This window comes from Streptomyces sp. IBSBF 3136 (assembly GCF_036815105.1).
Taxonomy (GTDB): domain Bacteria; phylum Actinomycetota; class Actinomycetes; order Streptomycetales; family Streptomycetaceae; genus Streptomyces.
This window is the reverse complement of the sequence record NZ_JAJSZC010000457.1, coordinates 1-1,364: the sequence shown is the minus strand read 5'-3', so window position 1 is coordinate 1,364 and position 1,364 is coordinate 1. Positions and strand designations below refer to the sequence as shown.

2 protein-coding genes are annotated in these 1,364 nt (G+C 75.7%); both read left to right on the top strand.

Translation table 11 applies throughout. The features are described 5' to 3' along the window. Nucleotides 1–241 (top strand): hypothetical protein (locus tag V7E45_RS40170; protein ID WP_333779234.1); only part of this gene is annotated, 241 nt, incomplete at its 5' end. A gap of 203 nt (nucleotides 242–444) precedes the next feature. After that, nucleotides 445–1,317 carry a hypothetical protein gene (locus V7E45_RS40165; RefSeq protein WP_333779233.1) on the top strand — a complete coding sequence of 291 codons (873 nt, stop codon included), beginning with the start codon at nucleotides 445–447 and terminating at the stop codon, nucleotides 1,315–1,317. Nucleotides 1,318–1,364: the final 47 nt, after the last annotated feature.

Sequence of the window (1,364 nt, the reverse complement as noted above, 5' to 3'; positions counted from 1 at the left end):
GGCGGGCGCCGCGCCCGCCGACGCGGCCCTCGCCGCCCCTGCGCCCGTGCGGGACGCGTGCGGCAGGGCTCTGGCCGCTGCCGGGCGGGCGCAGCACGAGTACGACTTCATGCGGCACCAATTGCTGCGGATCATCGCCGCCGGAGGGCACCCGGACACCTCCCAGCGGCAGGCGGTCGCGGTCGCCGAAGCCGAGCGCGACATGTGGGTCGCGCACGCCCGGCGTCTCTGCGGTTCCTGAGTCGGCGGCACGCGCTGAGCGCGGTGCGCCCGCGCCACGTGGGCGTCGCGTGCCCGGTGGGGTGATCGGCCGATCGGGCGGGCTTGTCGGCGTGCCCGGAGTGGCGGCTGCTGTAGGCCGCCCTCAGCCGGGATGGTCATGTGTTTATGCGACTGTGCTCGTCTCTGTCCCTCTGCCTTGCCGCAGCCGCCCTTCTCGTCCCGGTGTCGTCGCAGGCCGCCTACGCGGACCAGACCCCCTCCTGCGCGACGCCCGGCGACCGCGCCTTCCCGCTGACCACCCACGTCCGCGGCGGACCCACCTCCTACGAGGCGGGCGGAGGCTACGGCACCTGGTACATCGACCTCACCAACACCACCGGCCGGGCCTGTGCCCGGATCCACCCGGTCGTCGTCCTCACCGACGACAAGCGCGCCCTGGAGCCGACCCAGGCCGAGCTGGACTTCTACGACGGCCCCCGCGCCCGCCCCGTCACCTTCGAGAGCACCGACGAGCAGGAACTGGTCGGTGTCCTCGACGGCGAGGGGTTCGACGGGTTCACCGTGGCGCCCGGCAAGACGGTCAGCGTCAAGGTCAGGCTCGCCCTCGCCTCCGACGCCGCCGCCGACGAGATCACCGCCAACGCCGCCGTCGTCCAGCGCCGGGGCGAGGACGGCGACTGGGTCGGGGAGTCCAACGCCTACCGCTTCGGCGTCGCGCGGGACGGTACAGGTACGGCGGAGCAGGACCCGGCGGCGACACGGGAACCGGGGGACCCGGAGTCCACCGGGACGCCGGACGGCACACAGGAGCCGAGGGGAACGCAGGAACCGGGTGGCACCGAGGCCCCGGGCCGAACCGAGGACCCTGGCGGTACCAGCAGCGCCGGCCCGACCGTGGGGCCTTCCGCCACCCCGAGCGGTGCCGACCCGGACGGCACCTCCCTGCCGGTCGCCCAGGAGGCCGAGGAAGCCGGGGAGCGGGCCCGCGAGCTGGCCCGCACCGGACCAGGGCTCGCGCGCGGGGTGCTGGCCGCCACCACCGCACTGCTCGCCGTCGGCGGGGGCGCGTTCCTGCTGGCCCGCAGACGCCGCTGACGCGGACGCGTACGCGTACGCCGCCGCCCGTCGAGCCGCCCGCCGCC